Source organism: Enterobacter oligotrophicus, assembly GCF_009176645.1.
Classification (GTDB): domain Bacteria; phylum Pseudomonadota; class Gammaproteobacteria; order Enterobacterales; family Enterobacteriaceae; genus Enterobacter; species Enterobacter oligotrophicus.
Genome location: NZ_AP019007.1, coordinates 2,992,206 through 3,009,363 on the forward strand (window position 1 = coordinate 2,992,206; position 17,158 = coordinate 3,009,363).

The window sequence follows — 17,158 nt, forward strand, 5'->3', positions numbered from 1 at the left end:
CGGCTACTTGTAGGCCGGGTAAGGCGCAGCCGCCACCCGGCAAAAAGCTCACACCTCCGACGCCGGAACGACCCTCGGTTTTTCCGGCTTCGCTCTCACCGCAATCACCACACCAACCACCAGAAGAAAGATCCCACAGGCCGTTAACAGCGGCGGCACGCTCTGGCGCATCAGGAAGGTATAAAGCAGCCCGGCCAGCGTCTCAAAGACAATCAACGGCCCCAGGATCACCGTCGGCAGTTTCTGGCTGGCAATATTCCAGCACAGCGCGCCCACCCACGAGCACAGCACCGCAATGGCCACCATCAAACCAACAAACACCCACGGGCGCGGCCCAAAGGGTAACGCGAACTCCGGTTGCTGCTGGCCTAACCAGATAGTTGCTCCTGCGTAACCCACAAGAGAAACCGGCAGCGTCACCAGCGCCTGCGCCGTCGCCCACATCATCGGATGTTTATCCGGGTTCTCCCGCAGCCAGCGCGCGTTGCGCAGGGCATACCATGCCCAGCACACCACGGAAATAAACGCCAGCAAGATGCCGGAACCGTAACGCCATAAGCTGAAATCATCCAGCCCGTGGCGCAGCTCGGCAATGTTCACACACACCAGCCCTACGGCGATGCACACCAGTGCAGGAGCCATTTTTGACCACGCCAGCTTGCCGTCACGGTGGCTGTAAAGCAGGTTCGCGAAGACAGGGATCACCACCGGCAGTGTACCGATAATCATGGTCGACACCGGCGCGCCCGTGCGCTGAATGGCACTCGCGAGGCAGACGTAATAGATAAGGTTGCCCATCATGGTCAACGCCAGCGCGGTTACCCAGTCCTGGCGGCTAAGCTGACGCAGGCGCGTGCACCCCAGCCACGCCAGCGGCAGGGCAATCAGCCCCAGCGCCAGGTAACGTCCGGTGGACTGCAGTATTGCCGGGTACTCCGGCACTATCAACGGGCCGACAAAAATCAGCCCCCACATCAAACCTGCAAGCAGGGCATACAACACACCGCTAATCATTTTTCCATCCACATTGATTTACTCTGCATTCAGTGTAGGAGGGCAAAATGTGTGCGTATTGTATGAGATTGCGCATTAACGCGGCGTAACCTGTTTCTGGTAACGTACCGGCGTAATGCCGTAACGGTGCGTGAATGCGCGGGTGAGATGGGACTGATCGGTCAATCCGGTGGCGGCAGCCACTTCGGCGGCGGGCATACCGTGGGTGAGGAAGGCTTTGGCGCGCCACAGGCGGATCGCCATCAGCATCTGATGCGGCGTCACATGGAAATGGGCTTTGAACTGGCGCTGGAAATGGTACGGGCTGAGCGAGACGACGTTTGCCAGCTCGTCCAGCGTCAGAGGGTGCATATAGTTGTCATGCAAATACTCGCGCACGCGTTCAAAGCGATGTGCGCCTTCTTGCTTCACCGGCGCGTGGCGGGCGAGCGGCTGGAAGGTCTCAATGAGATCCAGCAGTAAGCCTTTTTGCGCCAGCGGGTCGTCCGTATGCCACAGACCGTAAATCAGCCGGCCGATTTGCTGCGAACGCTGCGGGTCGTAGCGAGTGACGTCGCTGAACCACCAGTGACGCAGGCCGGTCATCTCTTCCAGCAGGTCGGGTTCGATGTAGACCATCCGGTAGCGCCAGCCGCCTTCGGTCGCAGATTCACCGGTGTGGATCTCGTCCGGATTCATGGTGACGACGGATTTTTCAGGGGCGAGGTGCTGTGTTCCGCGATAGCGAAAGCGTTCGGCACCGGTTTCAATAGTGCCGATACCGAAGGCTTCGTGGGTGTGGGGCTCAAAGGCGTATTCAGAGATATGTGCGTGATAGAGTTCCAGGCCCGGCAACTGCGCCAGATGGCGAAAGCGTGCGCTGTCTCTCTCATCAATGAACTGTTCCGGTACGCCTTGCACGGTGAGCCTCCTTGTGGGTCATCTCTCCATTATCAGAGATGACCCGAGGGGATGCCACAAGAAATAACCAATTTTTAACAATTACAGGATGGCGTTGACGCTTTCCGCCAGCGGCGTGGTCGGGCGACCAATCAATTTGCTGAGCGTATGGCTGTCATCGAACAGGCCTCCTTTGGACGCACCCGCGTCGGAATCTGCCAGCATATCCGCCAGCCCGGCAGGCAGGCCAACGCCCTTCAGCGCGGCGGCAAAATCGTCTTCGCTGAGGTTCTGATAGGCTACCGGCTTCCCGCTCTGTTTACTGAGTTCTGCTGCCAGCTCGCTCAGCGTCCAGGCATGATCGCCCGCCAGTTCATACACCTTACCTGCGTGCCCCTCTTCAGCAATAACTTTCGCTGCTGCCGCGGCGTAATCCGCACGGGTGGCAGAAGCGATTTTGCCGTCACCCGCCGCGCCAATAAACACACCGTGCTCCAGGGCTGGCGGTGCGCTTGCCAGGTAGTTTTCGGTGTACCAGCCGTTGCGCAACAGGGCATAAGGTATGCCAGATTCCGCCAGCGCTTTTTCGGTGGCAACGTGCTCAACGTGCAGACCGAGCGGGGATTTATCGGCATGCAGCAGGCTGGTGTAGGCGATGAATTTCACGCCTGCCGCTCTGGCGGCGTTAATCACATTCTGATGCTGCACGGCGCGCTGGCCCACTTCGCTGGAAGAGATCAGCAGCAGCTTATTTACGCCGTTCAGTGCGGTGGCGAATGCCGCCTGGTCGGTATAATCCGCCTGACGAACGACAATACCTTTCTGGTGCAATGCGTCGGCTTTTGCCGGGTTACGCACAATGGCGACAATCTGGTTGGCCGGAACGGTTTTCAGCAGTTCTTCGATAACGTGTTGACCAAGCTGGCCGGTAGCGCCGGTAATCGCGATCATGATGAATCTCCTTCGTGTTTGTCTGGTGTTGTGGCACACTATCACCATCACTAACTTTTAGTAAGTACGTACAAAAAGGTAAGTATGAAAACGACGATACCGACCCTCAGCGAGCAACTGCGCGATGGCAATCTTTTCGCGGAGCAATGCCCTTCACGCGACGTGCTTAAGCATGTCACCAGCCGCTGGGGCGTGCTGATCCTGGTGGCGTTACGTCAGGGTACGCATCGTTTTAGCGATTTGCGCCGCAAGATGGGCGGTGTCAGCGAGAAGATGCTGGCTCAGTCGTTACAGGCGCTGGAACAAGATGGCTTTGTCGATCGCGTTTCGTATCCGGTCGTGCCACCGCACGTGGAGTATAGCCTGACGCCGCTCGGTATGGCGGTGAGCGAGAAAGTGGCCGCGCTGGCGGACTGGATAGAGGTCAATACGCCGCAGGTGCTGGCGAATAGGGATGAGCGGGCGGCCTAAACGCCGGGGGGCGGCTTCGCCTTACCCGGCCTGCGGGTTCGAGGATTTCGGGTAGGCCGGGTAAGCGCAGCGCCACCCGGCACAACCACCGTTACTTACTCAAATCCACCTGATAAATCGCGAACCCGATATCGTCGGTCGCGACTTTACTCATTGGATACTGTGCCTTGTCTTTAATAAACGCAGCCGCCTTATCAGACGGTGACGTTTCAAAACGGATATCCAGCTTCGTTTTGCTGTGGATCGGGGCCAGACGCCAGTTGTTATCCACCGCCGGGTGAATTTCGCCCGCCTTTTTCGACTCCGCGCTGATCCACGCTGCCAGCACCGAACGGTTCTCATCCGGTGACGCAAAGGCGATATGGCTATCACCCGTGCCGGCAAACTTACCGCCATACGCGCGGTAGTTATTCGTCACTACAAGGAAGGTGGCATCCGGGTCAATCGCCTTGCCGTTGAAGGTCAGGTTTTTGATACGCTCCGCCTGCGGATTAACGGCCTGGCACTCGCCGTCATATTTCGCTGGCTGCGTAACATCAATCTGATAATCCACGCCGTCGATTACGTCGAAGTTATAGGTGCGGAAACCGTCCCAGTTAATCAGCGACTGTGGCTTACTGCTGTTCGGATCTATCTGGTTAAACTGTCCGGCGGAGCACTCGAGCCACTCTTTCACCTCTTTGCCGGTCGCTTTTACGACTACCAGCGTGTTCGGATAGAGATAAAGATCGGCAGCATTACGGAAGGTCAACTGGCCTTTTTCGACTTCAACGTAGCTTGCCGGGTCATTTTTTCGGCCACCCACTTTGAACGGCGCAGCAGCAGAAAGTACCGGCAGTTTTGCCAGATCCGGATCGCCCTGAATGAAATGCTCGGCATAGGCTTTCTGCGCCATGTTGACTACCTGCACGGTCGGGTCATCCTGTACCAGCGCCAGGAAGCTGTACATGTTGTCGGCTGATTTTCCGATCGGCTTGCTGACGAATTCGCGGGTGGCGTCGTGGTCATGCTTCAGCACGTTGACCAGCTTTTTATCTTCTTCTGCCAGCGATTTTTTGGCCGCGGCATCGTAAATCGGACGCGCTTCGGCTTTAGACTGGGTAACCTTCCAGCTACCGCCGTCGTTATTCAGCACCAGATCCACCACACCCAGATGGTCGCCCCACATGCCAGGCATCACAGACGGCACGCCGTTAAGTGTCCCTTTTTCGATATCCGCCCCTTTGATGCTGGCGAAATCTTTGCCTGGGAAGACCGCGTGGGCGTGACCAAACAGAATCGCATCCACCCCCGGAACTTCACTCAGATAATAAACCGAGTTCTCCGCCATGACCTGATAAGGATCTGCCGACAGGCCGGAATGGGCAACAACGACAACCAGATCCGCTCCTTTTGCACGCATCTCCGGCACATATTTTCGTGCGGTTTCGGTGATGTCGTTAACGGTGACTTTCCCGCTGAGGTTGGCTTTATCCCACGTCATGATCTGCGGCGGCACAAAACCGATATAGCCAATCTTCAGCGTCTGCGTTTTACCATCCTGATCGACGACCTCGGTCTCTTTAATCAGGTACGGCGTAAATAACGGCTTTTTGGTCTTAACGTCGATAATATTGGCGTTAACGTAAGGGAATTTCGCGCCAGCCAGCGCATCGTGAAGGTATCTCAGGCCGTAGTTAAACTCGTGGTTACCCAGGTTGCCGACGGTATAATCCAGCGTATTCATCGCTTTATACACTGGGTGGATCTCACCTTTTTTCAGCCCCTTCGCGGCCATGTAATCGCCGAGCGGGCTACCCTGGATTAAGTCGCCATTATCCACCAGCACGCTGTTTTTCACTTCGCTGCGGGCGGCGTTAAGTAAACTTGCTGTGCGTACCAGTCCGAATTTTTCCGTAGGGGTATCTTTGTAGTAATCGAAGTCCATCATGTTACTGTGCAGGTCGGTGGTTTCCAGAATACGGAGATCTACCGTCGCCGCCTGAACGCTTGCCGCAATCAGCGTCGCCAGGAGCGTTGCGCTAAACTTAATCATCTGAGGAGTCCTTTTTTCGATCCAGGCCACAAAAGAATATGTATCTCTTTTTTGTTGCTTACGGGAGTGTGAATCCTGCCAGAAAAAAGCACGCTTAAACCGGAATTGCTTCACAGATAGCGGAATTGTTCACATTACGATATAACTAAAACAATAAGTTATGCCCACTGCGTTAACGAAGAGGTGGAGAATGTTAGATAAGATTTGTCAGCTCGCACGGGATGCGGGTGATGCCATTATGCAAGTGTACGACGGTGCAAAACCAATAGACGTTGTCAGCAAAGCGGATGACTCTCCGGTCACCGCGGCGGATATTGCGGCGCACGGCGTGATCCTGAAAGGGCTACAGGCGCTGACGCCTGATATTCCGGTCCTCTCAGAAGAGGCCCCGCAAAGCTGGGACGAACGCCAGCACTGGCAGCGTTACTGGCTGGTCGATCCGCTGGACGGCACCAAAGAGTTCATCAAGCGTAACGGTGAATTTACCGTGAATATTGCCCTGATTGAAAAAGGGAAAGCGGTACTGGGTGTGGTCTATGCGCCAGTGATGAAAGTGATGTACAGCGCTGCGGAAGGCAAAGCCTGGAAGGAAGAGTGCGGTGTACGTAAGCAGATTCAGGTGCGTGATGCGCGTCCACCGCTGGTGGTTATCAGCCGCTCGCACAGCGACAGCGAACTGCAGGAGTACCTGCAGCAACTGGGCGAGCATCAGACGACGTCAATTGGCTCATCGCTGAAGTTTTGCCTGGTGGCAGAGGGGCAGGCGCAGCTTTATCCGCGCTTTGGGCCAACCAACGTCTGGGATACGGCGGCAGGACACGCCGTTGCCGCCGCCGCCGGTGCGCATGTGCATGACTGGCAGGGGAAGCCGCTTGACTATACCCCGCGCGAATCATTCCTCAATCCTGGCTTCCGGGTGTCGCTCTACTGACTGAGCAGCTTGTGCAGCAGAGCAACCACCTGCTGCACCTCTTCCTGGGTCAATGCCCCGTCTTTTGCCCACTGCACCCGGCCATCTTTATCCAGCACGATAATTGCCGAACTCTCTTCTTCCAGTTGCCAGGCTTTACGCGTCACGCCGTTACTGTCGACAATAAATTGCGACCACGGGTAGAGCTTCTTATTGCTCTCAAGGCTTGAACGGACAAACATACCGGAGCCTGGGATGGCATCGTCGGTGTTAACAATCGTGGTGGTCTGGTAGCGGTCATGTGGGAATTTTGCGGCCTTGATCGCTTCTACCAGGGTTGCATTTTTCTCTTTTGCGGATGTACGACCGGCAATGTGTTGTACAACTCTCACTTTCCCTGCGAGCTGCGCGCTATTCCAGGGTTTATAGCTAAACTTATCATTGTCGAGAATCAATTCTCCCCGGTCAGCAATGCCGACTGGCGGTACACGTTGTCCTTTTTCAATGTTGTGAGCGCAAGCCCACAGGGGCAGCAACAGGCATGCTGCTGCAAGGATGTTACGTAGGGTCATGGTGTTTCCTTATTGTATGCAGGTGATCCGACCACTTGGTCTTACGCTTTTAATCATAAGTGCGATCAATGTGGTTTTCCCGCAATCCCGATGCCAGTTTGCGGGCGAACGCACATATCCATGAAAAAACGACGGCTTATACTGCCCTCCGTCACGGTTTGCAAAGATTATTCTGAATAATTGTAATCAAACGGTAAATAAACTTATGCACACTGGGTAACTTCGAGGTTCTGGTCTATAGTCATTGAGCAATAAAATTTGCGCTCAGGACAGTCGGGCCGATTGTGGCACCGCAAGAGCGTATGATTCGCAGGAGATACAAGAATGAAAATTTTCCAACGCTACAACCCGCTTCAGGTGGCGAAGTACGTGAAGATCCTGTTCCGTGGACGGTTGTACATCAAGGATGTTGGCGCTTTTGAGTTCGATAAGGGCAAAATCCTTATCCCAAAAGTGAAGGACAAACAGCACTTTTCTGTGATGTCCGAAGTCAACCGTCAGGTTATGCGTCTGCAGACTGAGATGGCTTAACCAACGTGCTATGCAGTAGTTAAAAGAACGGCTCCCGATGGGAGCCGTTGATGTTTGTGGGGTATACAAAGCATTACGCCGACACCTTCTCCTCAGCATCCGGCAGCTTCGGCACCAGCATGGTCGGTTTGTTATCAATACGCGTCACCAGCAACTGGTCGATGCGGTAGTTATCGATATCCACCACTTCAAACTTGAAGCCGGAGAATTTCACCGAGTCAGTGCGTTTCGGGATCTTACGCAGCATAAACATCATAAACCCGCCGATAGTCTCGTAATTGCCGGACTGCGGGAATTCATCGATATCCAGCACACGCATCACGTCCTCAATCGGCGTACCGCCGTCGATAAGCCATGAATTCTCGTCACGCTGAACAATCTGCTCTTCCAGCCCCTGGCCGACCAGGTCGCCCATCAGCGTCGTCATGACGTCGTTAAGCGTGATGATACCCACCACCAGAGCGTACTCGTTCATGATAACCGCGAAGTCTTCACCCGCTGTTTTGAAACTTTCCAGCGCTTCTGAGAGCGTCAGGGTGTCTGGCACGATCAGGGTATTGCGGATCTGCACGCCGCTGTTGAGCGCCAGGCTCTGGTTCGCCAGCACACGATTCAACAGATCTTTCGAGTCCACATAGCCGATGATATGGTCGATATCTTCATTACAAACCAGGAACTTGGAGTGCGGATGCTCCGCCACTTTGTTCTTCAGGCTCTGTTCGTCTTCATGCAGATCAAACCAGATCACGCTCTCACGGCCCGTCATGGAAGAGGGGACGGTACGGGATTCCAGTTCAAACACATTTTCAATTAACTCATGCTCTTGTTTGCGCAGCACCCCGGCCAGCGCACCCGCTTCCACTACTGCATAAATGTCATCGGAGGTAATGTCATCTTTACGCACCATCGGCAGCTTGAAGATACGGAAAATCACGTTTGCCAGGCCGTTAAAGAACCACACCAGCGGGCGGAACACGAACAGGCAGAAGCGCATCGGGTTGATGATACGCAAAGCCACAGCTTCTGGCGCAATCATACCGATGCGTTTCGGGGTCAGATCGGCAAACAGGATGAACAAGCCAGTGACCAGCGAGAAGGAGAGAATAAAGCTCAGCTGCTCGGCAAGCTCAGCGGACATGTACGGAATAAACAGGCTGTGAAATGCCGGAGAAAACGCTGCATCGCCCACGATACCGCCGAGAATGGCGACCGCGTTCAGGCCAATCTGCACCACGGTGAAGAACATGCCTGGGTTTTCCTGCATTTTCAGAATGCGCATGGCATTGATGTTGCCTTCGTCGGCAAGCAGCTTAAGTTTGATTTTTCGGGACGCGGCCAGCGAGATCTCTGATATCGAGAAAAATGCACTGACGGCAATAAGACAAAGTATTACTAAAATACTGTTTAACATAGTTTATCCGGCTTCTCGCCAGATCCTCGGAAGGGAAGTTGATTACATTTGTGTGAAAACACATTGAACGTCAGCTCGTAGCGTTGAGCTGATTATTTCAGCGGGTAGTATAGCGTAAAGGCGTGTAAATCTGCCAGAGGTCACGTTTTTAGCAAAAACAGGCCGGACAGGCAGGGAACCGGTCCGGCGCGTGTTGCTATTCTGCTGCTGATAACTTCACGGTTTTAACCGTGCGCCGCGTGGCTGCTCCACCCCACACTTCGTCATACTCGTAGCCCGTCAACTGCCTGATCACCACGCGGGTATGTTCATCACAGTCGCGGTAATCGCCACCCAGCTTGCGGCGGGCAATTTCTTTGAGAAGGACTTTGTGCGTGTCGCGGGTGAGTTTGAATTTGTAAGTGGTGAAGAAGCTCACCGCCAGCAAGGCTGCCGTGGCAAAAATCATCAGCCCGATAATCGCCCCCAGCGCACTCTCAGGTTGTGCACCGCTGCCTTTTACAAAACCGGACTCCTGCAACACCAGGCCGATAATCATGATGGCAATCGCGACGGTGCTTTTGCGGGTCAGTACCATTACACCGGCAAAAATCCCTTCGCGGCGCTGCTGCGTGACCATCTCGTCGATATCAGGAATAAAGCTGTAGATATTCCACGGGATATAATACAGACCAGAGCGTGCGGCCCCCAACAGGATAAAGACCGCCGAGAACAATAGCGTCGGCACCTGCGTTTTGGTCAGGTAGATCGTAAACAGGAACAGCAGCACGCAGAAAATACAGCCGTAAGAGAGGCGCAGGGCGGCGGATGGCGTCATGTTTAGCCGGTTCAATAGCAGCATAAATCCGTAAGTGCCCGGCACCGAAGCAAAGGCCGCAATACTCAGCCAGCCCGACACCGCCGCGGCGTCCTGGCTCAGGCAATAAACCACGTAATAGGTAAAGACGGAACCGAATACGTCCATCGCCGTGAACGAGAAGATATAAATCAGAATATGCAGACGGAAGGCGCGTATCCGGAATGACGAAAAGAGATCCAGCACCAGATATTTGAGGTGATTGCCAATGCCACTGCTGCGCTGATTATCCACTTTGAAGTCGGACTCCTGATGCACATCTTTTGCTTCCCAGGTGGTGTACCAGGTAATAAAGACCGCAATACAAAAGACACAGGAAAATATCAGCCCGGTCAGGGTGTAGGTAAACGAATTATCCTTACCGGTAAATTGCATAATGACACCGGGAACCGATACCGCAAGAAAACCGCCCAGCTGCGAGCAGATCATTCGCACACCAGAGAGGCGGCTACGCTCTTCGTAGCGGTTGGTCATTTCGGCCGCCAGGGTTTCCCACGGCACCAGCACCATCGCCGACAGCAGTTCAATAGAGAGGTAGGTCCCCAGATAATACCAGTAGCCCATATCGGTCAACCACAGCAGGGCGTACAGGAACATTAACGGTGAACTCAGTAATAAAAAGAAGCGGCGACGTCCAAATTTACGGCCCAACCACGTATCGCCAAAATTATCGGTGATATAACCCATAATCGGGCTTAATAGCGCATCAATAACGCGGGCGATGGCAAATATTGAGCCAGCTTCAACGACGGACAGTCCGCAATACGTGGTATAAAAAAATAGCAGCCAGGTGCCGATAATGGCGAAAGCGCCTCCGCCAAACAGATCGGTTATGCCGTAGCCAAGCGCCACGCCATAACCAACTCTACGTTCAGTTGGTTTGACCATAATATTATCCAGTGTAGGGTAGCTATTAACCCGTTTTCGGGTCGTTTTTTATTAACTGCTGGAATACAAATTACGTTCTACTTATTTATCTCTATCCATTGCCTTAATTGAGATGACCGATAAATAGCCTCCACAAGCGTGAGTGATTTTCCGGCTTCACGGATATCGGTGTAATCCGTTATTTCCGGATGATGAATGGCGTGATAAAAACGGCGGATCGCCTGTTGATGGCCGATCCCCCAGTAGCTTTTGGCTGTGCCGTCAGGCGGGGCGTCGCTCTCCAGTTTTAACCGCTCGCCAGGCGTGATGCGCCACAGCGCGTTATCGTTGAGCTGCAATGTGCCGTGTTCACAGTGGATTTCCAGCAGAAGAGGGGAGTCCGTGGTGTGGCAGGTACTGGCATAAAACAGGCCCCGCGCGCCATTTGCAAAGTGCAGCGTCGCCATCGCGCTGTCTTCCCCTTCGGTGACGTCGGCCAGTTCACCGCTATCGACAACGCCTTTCAGCCGCGTGACGCCACCGGCGAACCATTGCATCAGATCGAGCGTATGGATTGCCTGGTTGATCAACAGGCTTCCGCCCTCTGTTGCCAGGCGGCCACGCCACGGGCTTTCCGTGTAGTAAATGCCTGAGCGGGACCAGGTCAGGACGGCCCTGATGCCCAGCATTTTACCCAAACTTCCTTCGGCCAGCTCTTTGCGGATGCGCAGGCTGGTTGGGTTAAGTCGGTTCTGATAGCACACGCCAAGTTTACCGGACGCCTGCGCAGCGGCGGCGGCAATGTCAGCAAGCTCGCTGCCGTTCATGCCCACCGGTTTTTCGCAGAAAACGTGCTTCCCGGCGGCGAGCGCCGCCAGGATCATGTTTTTATGCTCAAAATGAGGCGTGCAGATATGCACCACGTCAATGGCATCATCCAGCAGCATTTCCCGGTAATCCTGATAAAAGCGGCACTGATAGTTCATCGCCAGCCTCAGCCCTTTAACGCTATCAGTATCCACCAGCGCGCGCAGTGCTACGTTAGGGATCTGACGCAGGGCATTCACATGGCAACCATGAATAGCTCCGCCTCCGATAATCGCCGTGTTCAGGATCGTCATTTCTGCCTCCTCTTATCCCGCTGCGTTGGCTTGCATTTGTGCTTTTACGCACAGCTCCGCAGCCTTAAAGGCATGCGCCTGGGTCATGGCATGTTCGGTGCGGTGCAGGCAGTCGAGGATCAGTTCGCCAAAGAACGGGAACCCGACCTGTCCGGCCACCGGATAGCGGAATTCTCCCTCTTTATTGACGAGGTACACCACATCCTGCTCACCACGGGTCAAGTCGACATATTTGCGGATTTCGATATAGCCCTCTGTGCCGAGCAGCGTCAGGCGGCCATCTCCCCAGGTTGAAAGTCCGTCAGGCGTGAACCAGTCGCAGCGGAAATAACCGCTGGCACCGTTCTCGCCTTTGAGCATCGCGTCGCCGAAATCCTCGAAGGCCGGATACTGCGGGTGATTGACGTTGCGCACCTGGCTGGCGACCACGCACGCATCGCTGTTGCCGGTGTAAAACAGGAACTGTTCAATCTGATGGCTGCCGATATCACACAGGATGCCGCCAAAGTAACGACGATCATAGAACCAGTCCGGGCGGCCTTGTCCTTCACGGTGTGGGCCAGTGCCGAGCGTTTGCACTACGCGGCCAATTGCCCCTTGCTGCACCAGTTGACCAGCAAAGACCGCGCTCTCCACGTGCAGGCGTTCGCTGTAATACACCGCGTATTTTTTCCCGGTTTTTTCAACCATCGCTTTTGCGTCTGCCAGTTGTTCAAGGGTGGTAAGCGGCGCTTTGTCCGTGAAGTAGTCCTTGCCCGCAGCCATCGATTTCAGCCCCAGCGCGCAACGCTCAGACGGGATGGCGGCACCGGCCACCAGACGAACCTCGTCATCGTTGAGAATAACGTCCAGTGAACTGGCGGCCATGACCTGCGGATACTGCTGGATGAATTTATCCACTTTGGCCGGATCGGGATCGTAGACCCACTTCAGCGTGGCACCCGCTTCAATCAACCCGTTACACATTCCGTAGATATGGCCGTGGTCGAGTGCCGCGGCGGCAAAAATGAATTCACCTTCATGGACAACCGGCTGCGGTTTGCCGACCGGGGCGTAGTTCATTCCATCATTCTTATTCATGGTTACATTCCTCGATCCAGATCTTTGCCGAGAGGGATTGCGCCCACTTCGCTAAAGTTGGCGACGCTTGCGGATTTCTCATAAAAACGGGGGGCGAGGGCGTTAGTCCCGCCGGTACGGTAAAACGGATCGCTGCGGTCAATCGGTAGCGACACCACGCTGCGGGTAATGGCCGATTTATAGATAGCGGTAATCAGTTCCAGCGAACGCTTGCCCTGTACGCCGTCCACCAGCGGGGCGGTACGGCGCTCGATAGCCTGCAGCAGGTCGTTAATCTGCCCGGTGTGCAGCGTCCAGGTGAGTTTCGGGGTCTCATGAAAAACGGCGTTAAGTAAGGCTTCACGTTGCAGGTCGTGGGTCTCTTGCGGGAAACCGTTATCGGCGCTGACGCTGGCAAACGCCTGCCACGGCGCAGAGATACGCGCTTTATCGCCCTGAATAATGATTTTCTGATCTTCGCCGTGATGCACCACCGAGGCGGTCAGTTGGGTGAGCGCGCCGCCGGGGTATTTGAAAATGGCGGCGCTGAGATCTTCCACCTCGGCGTTGTCATGCGCCACGTTGGTCATCATCGCCACCACTTCAGACGGGAAGCCAAGCATCCACTGGATGGCGTCGATATGGTGTACCGCATGGTTGAGCGTGCAGCCGCCCCCCTCTTTTTCCCAGGTACCGCGCCACCACAGGTCGTAATAGCAGTCCCCGCGCCACCAGAACGAATCCACCTGCGCGTGGCAAATATTGCCCGCCAGCCCGGAATCCAGCGCCGCTTTTAAGCGCCAGAATGCGTCGGTAAAACGGTTCTGCGCAATGATCGAGAGAATCTTTCCGCTCGCCTGCTGTGCCGCAATCATCGCGTCGCACTCTTCCAGCGAGGCTGCCATCGGTTTTTCGCACAGCACATGGCAACCGGCGTGGAGCGCGTCGATACTGATTTCTGCGTGTACGTAGGGCGGCGTGCAGACATCGACGATATCAAGTTCTGGCTCTGCGGCCAGCATCTGCTGGTGGCTCTCATACACGCGGGCTTCCGTCAGGCCATAGCGTGCTTTTTTCTCTTCTGCTTTTTCCGGGTAGATATCCACCAGCGCGACAATCCGGCAGCGCTGACCAAACTGCAAATAGCCCTGAATATGGTTATGCGAGATATTCCCTGTTCCCACGATAGCGACATTTAACATTATGCATTCTCCGGTGTTACCAGGTGCCTGAGGCATCCAGCGTTCGGCTTATTGTCTCTTTATCAACAGAGGTAGCGATGCGCTGCTGGAGCAGGCGCAGATACTGTTTTTCGTTCAGCGGCAGCTCAACCCAGTCGTCCGTCCAGGTGGAAAGGTGCATGGCATTGGACAGCGTCAGCCCGCGGATACCTTCCAGACCTGGCGCAATCAGCGACTCACCGCGCAGTACGGCGGCGCAGAAATTGGCGGTAATGACGTGATGTTCGCTATATTCAGGCGCAACCGGAATGGACACCTCCCAGCATTCGGGCTCACCAAAGCCGTTCTGCCAGCGGGCATTAAATGCAGTCTCTGATTCACGCAACCGCCAGTAGCGCAGTTTGCCCGCTTCAACGACCACTTTGCCGCGATCGCCCACAATCTCCAGACGGTTGGTTCCCGGTGTTTCTGCGACGGTGGTAATAAACACGCCTGTCGCACCGTTGGCGTACTCCGCATAGGCGGTCACTTCGTCTTCCACTTCGATATCGCGATGCTTACCGAACTGGCAAAACGCACGCAGACGGATCGGCATGCCCACCAGCCATTGCCAGAGATCGAGCTGATGCGGGTCCTGATTGAGCAGCACACCGCCGCCTTCGCCTTTCCAGGTGGCGCGCCAGCCGCCGGAGTTGTAGTAGCTTTGCGAGCGATACCAGTTGGTAATGATCCAGTTAGAGCGACGGATCTCGCCCAGCTCGCCGCTGTCGATCAGATCTTTAACCTTCTGATAAAGCGGGTTAGGGCGCTGGTTATACATGATGCCAAACACCACGTCGCATTCGCGCGCGCAGGCGTTCATCTCCTGCACCTGCGCCGTATAAACGCCCGCCGGTTTCTCACACAGGGTGTGGATGCCGTTACGCATTGCCAGCATCGACAGGCGCGGGTGGTCGTAATGGGGCGTCGCGACAATGACCGCGTCGATAAGCCCGCTCTGGAGCATCTCCTGCGCGTCGCTGAAAAGAGGAACGGAGCCCACCAGTTGGCGAATGGCAGCGTGCTTTTCCGGTGCATTATCGCAAACCGCCGTCAGACAGGCGTCACTGACGGTCCCCGCCAGTAAATAGCGCGCGTGGACCGTACCGATATTACCTATACCAATAATGCCAAAACGTACCTTTTCCATGTCACACCTTAATTTCAGTCGAAAAGAGTGATGACCGGAAAATAGGAAAGGTGAGCAACCGCGACAATGTGTTTTTGTGAGAATACTCGCAAGGTCAATAAGTAAACTCTAACCATTTTGAAATTTCGTTTTAAAATCAAAGCGCTGTTTCTGCAAATATTTGCAAAAACTGATTGAGAGCGAGGTCACATTATGGCGGGCAAGTTAAAAATGGAGGAAATCGCGTCCCTGACGGGGTATTCCGTCAGCACGGTGTCGAGGGTGCTCAGCGGCAAATCCTACACCAGCGATAAGGCTCGCGAGGCAATAGTGCGCACCGCGCGGGAATTAGGCGTACTGGAGTCGATGGCGAGCGGGCGATTGCTGATTAACGGCATCGCGGTATTTGCCCCGGAAAGAACCTTCCAGGGGCGCGGCGATATTTTTTATCTGGAAGTCACTAAAGGTATTGCCGAAGCCAGCGCGCCACATAATGTCTGGGTCAGTTATTGCGGATTAGAAGAACAGCACGCCGATGTGAAATTATTTATGGAAAAGGCCAGCCATAAAAATATTAATGCGATCATTATCATTGGCACAGATGATTCCACCATATTCAAACTGGCGAGTACGCTTAATAAGCCCTGTGTCTTAATTAATTCTGTCGACCGGGATCGCGTGCTGGATTCCGTTTCGCCTGACCATCGCGCCATTGGTTTTACCGCCATGCAGTACCTTTTTGAGCAAGGGCACCGCCGTGTATTGACGCTGACCTGTCTGCGCCGCGAGACGTTATATGCCCGGCTGGACGGGATTAAAGAGGCGTACCGCCATTTTCACGTTGCCTTCGAGCCGCAGCGGGATTTGCTGGTGACGGAGTGGTTTACCGCCGAAGAGGCCGAGCGAGCGCTGGATGCGTGGCTGGTTAGCCACGACAGACAGCAGTGGCCGGACGTTATCTTCCCGAACAGCACCAGCATGACGGAGGGTGTACTCAGGGCTTTGCAGCGTCATGGACTGCGTGTGCCGGACGATATTTCGATCATCACCACCGATTTTGCGTGGAATTTAGAACATCGTCTGGAAAAACCGGTCACGGGCGTCACTGTACCCTGCCGCGATTTGGGTATAGAAGCCGTGCATCTGCTGCAGACGCGGCTCAACAGGGCGCAGGCACCGGTGTATAACCTTCTGTTGCAGGGAAAGGTGGTGGATTACGGGTCGGTGACCAATGCAACGCGCCACGCGGCTCGCGTGGCGCTAAACCAGTAATCAGGCCAGCTGTGGCGGCAGGCAAACGCCAATACCGCCGATACCACAGTAACCGTAGGGGTTTTTATGCAGATACTGCTGGTGATCGTCCTCGGCATAGTAAAACGGCTTCGCAGTGGCGATTTCCGTTGTTACCTGACGTTTATCTCCTGCGGCATGCATCGCCTCCTGGAAGCGCGCCAGGCTGGCGCGGGCGGCGGTATCCTGCTCCGGGGTCAGCGGATAGATGGCAGAGCGATACTGCGTGCCGTGGTCGTTGCCCTGACGCATACCCTGCGCCGGGTCGTGGTTTTCCCAGAATACCTGCAGCAGTTGTTCATAGCTGATGATGCTCGGGTCATACACCACACGTACTGCCTCCGCATGGCCGGTGTCACCGGAACACACTTCGCGGTAGGTTGGGTTTGGTGTATAGCCCCCGGTGTATCCCGCTGCGGTGCTGTAAACGCCAGGCAATTGCCAGAACAAACGTTCAACTCCCCAGAAACAGCCCATCGCGAACAGGGCGATCTCCATTCCATCAGGAACGTTTGTCATTGAATGGTTGTTTACGGCGTGTAAGGTCGCCACAGGCATTGGGGTATTCCGTCCCGGTAATGCATCGGCTTGTGAAACCAGATGCTTTTTGTCGAATAAACTCACGGTGGGGCCTCCCAGGTAGCGATGTTTTGGTTAAGGTTGTCATGGCGCGTTTAATTGAACACAATAAAAGCGCTGAATGAGTCTAGATTTAATCATAAGAAATATTTGGGTGTTAGACCCTTTTTCAACCCGCTAATTGGGTTTTTGGCTGAAAGGCCGTATTGAGTCGCGGAGCGGCACATCATTTGCTTCCAGGGTGGAAACAGGGATATTCAGGA

At 54.8% G+C, this 17,158-nt stretch carries 16 protein-coding genes; 4 read left to right on the top strand and 12 right to left on the bottom strand.

From position 1 onward, the window contains the following. Positions 1 to 48: 48 nt before the first annotated feature. The 3 genes from EoCCA6_RS14395 to EoCCA6_RS14405 all read right to left on the bottom strand — a co-directional run bounded on the left by EoCCA6_RS14395 (position 49) and on the right by EoCCA6_RS14405 (position 2,844). Complete coding sequence (locus EoCCA6_RS14395) at positions 49 to 1,014, bottom strand: DMT family transporter (protein WP_152083223.1); 966 nt, start codon at positions 1,012 to 1,014, stop codon at positions 49 to 51. 75 nt (positions 1,015 to 1,089) lie between these two features. Beyond that, a complete protein-coding gene (locus EoCCA6_RS14400) occupies positions 1,090 to 1,914 on the bottom strand; it encodes an AraC family transcriptional regulator (RefSeq protein ID WP_152083224.1) in 825 nt (274 codons plus the stop codon). A gap of 81 nt (positions 1,915 to 1,995) precedes the next feature. Then, positions 1,996 to 2,844, bottom strand: coding sequence for an SDR family oxidoreductase (locus tag EoCCA6_RS14405; RefSeq protein WP_152083225.1), 849 nt, complete (start codon positions 2,842 to 2,844; stop codon positions 1,996 to 1,998). Positions 2,845 to 2,928: 84 nt separating this feature from the next. On the opposite strand from EoCCA6_RS14405, the gene EoCCA6_RS14410 reads away from it, so the two are divergent. Beyond that, positions 2,929 to 3,315 carry a winged helix-turn-helix transcriptional regulator gene (locus tag EoCCA6_RS14410; RefSeq protein WP_168927639.1) on the top strand — a complete coding sequence of 129 codons (387 nt, stop codon included), beginning with the start codon at positions 2,929 to 2,931 and terminating at the stop codon, positions 3,313 to 3,315. Between the two features lie 91 nt (positions 3,316 to 3,406). On the opposite strand, the gene EoCCA6_RS14415 is transcribed toward EoCCA6_RS14410, so the two are convergent. Further along, entirely contained in the window at positions 3,407 to 5,350 is a 1,944-nt protein-coding gene (locus EoCCA6_RS14415; RefSeq protein WP_152083226.1) for a bifunctional 2',3'-cyclic-nucleotide 2'-phosphodiesterase/3'-nucleotidase, read from the bottom strand. A gap of 190 nt (positions 5,351 to 5,540) precedes the next feature. On the opposite strand from EoCCA6_RS14415, the gene cysQ reads away from it, so the two are divergent. Beyond that, entirely contained in the window at positions 5,541 to 6,281 is a 741-nt protein-coding gene (cysQ, locus tag EoCCA6_RS14420; protein ID WP_152083227.1) for a 3'(2'),5'-bisphosphate nucleotidase CysQ, read from the top strand. Here the strand turns inward: cysQ and EoCCA6_RS14425 are convergent. Beyond that, positions 6,275 to 6,832 (bottom strand): YtfJ family protein, encoded by a 558-nt coding sequence (locus tag EoCCA6_RS14425; protein ID WP_152083228.1) that lies wholly within the window; start codon positions 6,830 to 6,832, stop codon positions 6,275 to 6,277. The genes cysQ and EoCCA6_RS14425 overlap by 7 nt on opposite strands. A gap of 324 nt (positions 6,833 to 7,156) precedes the next feature. Between EoCCA6_RS14425 and EoCCA6_RS14430 the strand changes: the two genes are divergently transcribed. Next, on the top strand, positions 7,157 to 7,363 hold the full coding sequence (locus tag EoCCA6_RS14430) for a DUF1107 domain-containing protein (RefSeq protein WP_006179016.1): 207 nt from the start codon (positions 7,157 to 7,159) through the stop codon (positions 7,361 to 7,363). Positions 7,364 to 7,436: 73 nt separating this feature from the next. Here EoCCA6_RS14430 and paeA read toward each other — a convergent pair whose 3' ends face one another. From paeA to EoCCA6_RS14460, 6 genes are all read right to left on the bottom strand, one after another. Beyond that, positions 7,437 to 8,774 carry a polyamine export protein PaeA gene (paeA, locus tag EoCCA6_RS14435; protein ID WP_152083229.1) on the bottom strand — a complete coding sequence of 446 codons (1,338 nt, stop codon included), beginning with the start codon at positions 8,772 to 8,774 and terminating at the stop codon, positions 7,437 to 7,439. A 196-nt stretch (positions 8,775 to 8,970) separates the two neighbouring features. Then, positions 8,971 to 10,518, bottom strand: a complete 1,548-nt coding sequence (locus EoCCA6_RS14440) for an MFS transporter (protein ID WP_152083230.1) — start codon at positions 10,516 to 10,518, stop codon at positions 8,971 to 8,973. A 77-nt stretch (positions 10,519 to 10,595) separates the two neighbouring features. Next, complete coding sequence (locus EoCCA6_RS14445; protein WP_152083231.1) at positions 10,596 to 11,618, bottom strand: Gfo/Idh/MocA family protein; 1,023 nt, start codon at positions 11,616 to 11,618, stop codon at positions 10,596 to 10,598. A gap of 12 nt (positions 11,619 to 11,630) precedes the next feature. Continuing rightward, positions 11,631 to 12,698, bottom strand: a complete 1,068-nt coding sequence (locus EoCCA6_RS14450; protein ID WP_152083232.1) for a Gfo/Idh/MocA family protein — start codon at positions 12,696 to 12,698, stop codon at positions 11,631 to 11,633. Between the two features lie 2 nt (positions 12,699 to 12,700). Further along, the gene (locus tag EoCCA6_RS14455; protein ID WP_152083233.1) at positions 12,701 to 13,879 is read right to left on the bottom strand and encodes a Gfo/Idh/MocA family protein; all 1,179 of its coding nucleotides are present in this window, start codon (positions 13,877 to 13,879) and stop codon (positions 12,701 to 12,703) included. Between the two features lie 16 nt (positions 13,880 to 13,895). Beyond that, the gene (locus EoCCA6_RS14460; RefSeq protein ID WP_152083234.1) at positions 13,896 to 15,047 is read right to left on the bottom strand and encodes a Gfo/Idh/MocA family protein; all 1,152 of its coding nucleotides are present in this window, start codon (positions 15,045 to 15,047) and stop codon (positions 13,896 to 13,898) included. Between the two features lie 192 nt (positions 15,048 to 15,239). Between EoCCA6_RS14460 and EoCCA6_RS14465 the strand changes: the two genes are divergently transcribed. Further along, a complete protein-coding gene (locus EoCCA6_RS14465) occupies positions 15,240 to 16,298 on the top strand; it encodes a LacI family DNA-binding transcriptional regulator (protein ID WP_152083235.1) in 1,059 nt (352 codons plus the stop codon). On the opposite strand, the gene msrA is transcribed toward EoCCA6_RS14465, so the two are convergent. Beyond that, positions 16,299 to 16,940, bottom strand: a complete 642-nt coding sequence (gene msrA / locus EoCCA6_RS14470; protein WP_152083236.1) for a peptide-methionine (S)-S-oxide reductase MsrA — start codon at positions 16,938 to 16,940, stop codon at positions 16,299 to 16,301. Positions 16,941 to 17,158: the final 218 nt, after the last annotated feature.

Bases quoted from the DNA above. Each gene is read 5' to 3' on its own strand.
- EoCCA6_RS14395 (WP_152083223.1), bottom strand. From the start codon at position 1,014: ATGATTAGCGGTGTGTTGTATGCCCTGCTTGCAGGTTTGATGTGGGGG.
- EoCCA6_RS14405 (WP_152083225.1), bottom strand. From the start codon at position 2,844: ATGATCGCGATTACCGGCGCTACCGGCCAGCTTGGTCAACACGTTATC.
- EoCCA6_RS14410 (WP_168927639.1), top strand. From the start codon at position 2,929: ATGAAAACGACGATACCGACCCTCAGCGAGCAACTGCGCGATGGCAAT.
- EoCCA6_RS14415 (WP_152083226.1), bottom strand. From the start codon at position 5,350: ATGATTAAGTTTAGCGCAACGCTCCTGGCGACGCTGATTGCGGCAAGC.
- cysQ (WP_152083227.1), top strand. From the start codon at position 5,541: ATGTTAGATAAGATTTGTCAGCTCGCACGGGATGCGGGTGATGCCATT.
- EoCCA6_RS14425 (WP_152083228.1), bottom strand. From the start codon at position 6,832: ATGACCCTACGTAACATCCTTGCAGCAGCATGCCTGTTGCTGCCCCTG.
- EoCCA6_RS14430 (WP_006179016.1), top strand. From the start codon at position 7,157: ATGAAAATTTTCCAACGCTACAACCCGCTTCAGGTGGCGAAGTACGTG.
- paeA (WP_152083229.1), bottom strand. From the start codon at position 8,774: ATGTTAAACAGTATTTTAGTAATACTTTGTCTTATTGCCGTCAGTGCA.
- EoCCA6_RS14440 (WP_152083230.1), bottom strand. From the start codon at position 10,518: ATGGTCAAACCAACTGAACGTAGAGTTGGTTATGGCGTGGCGCTTGGC.
- EoCCA6_RS14445 (WP_152083231.1), bottom strand. From the start codon at position 11,618: ATGACGATCCTGAACACGGCGATTATCGGAGGCGGAGCTATTCATGGT.
- EoCCA6_RS14450 (WP_152083232.1), bottom strand. From the start codon at position 12,698: ATGAATAAGAATGATGGAATGAACTACGCCCCGGTCGGCAAACCGCAG.
- EoCCA6_RS14455 (WP_152083233.1), bottom strand. From the start codon at position 13,879: ATGTTAAATGTCGCTATCGTGGGAACAGGGAATATCTCGCATAACCAT.
- EoCCA6_RS14460 (WP_152083234.1), bottom strand. From the start codon at position 15,047: ATGGAAAAGGTACGTTTTGGCATTATTGGTATAGGTAATATCGGTACG.
- EoCCA6_RS14465 (WP_152083235.1), top strand. From the start codon at position 15,240: ATGGCGGGCAAGTTAAAAATGGAGGAAATCGCGTCCCTGACGGGGTAT.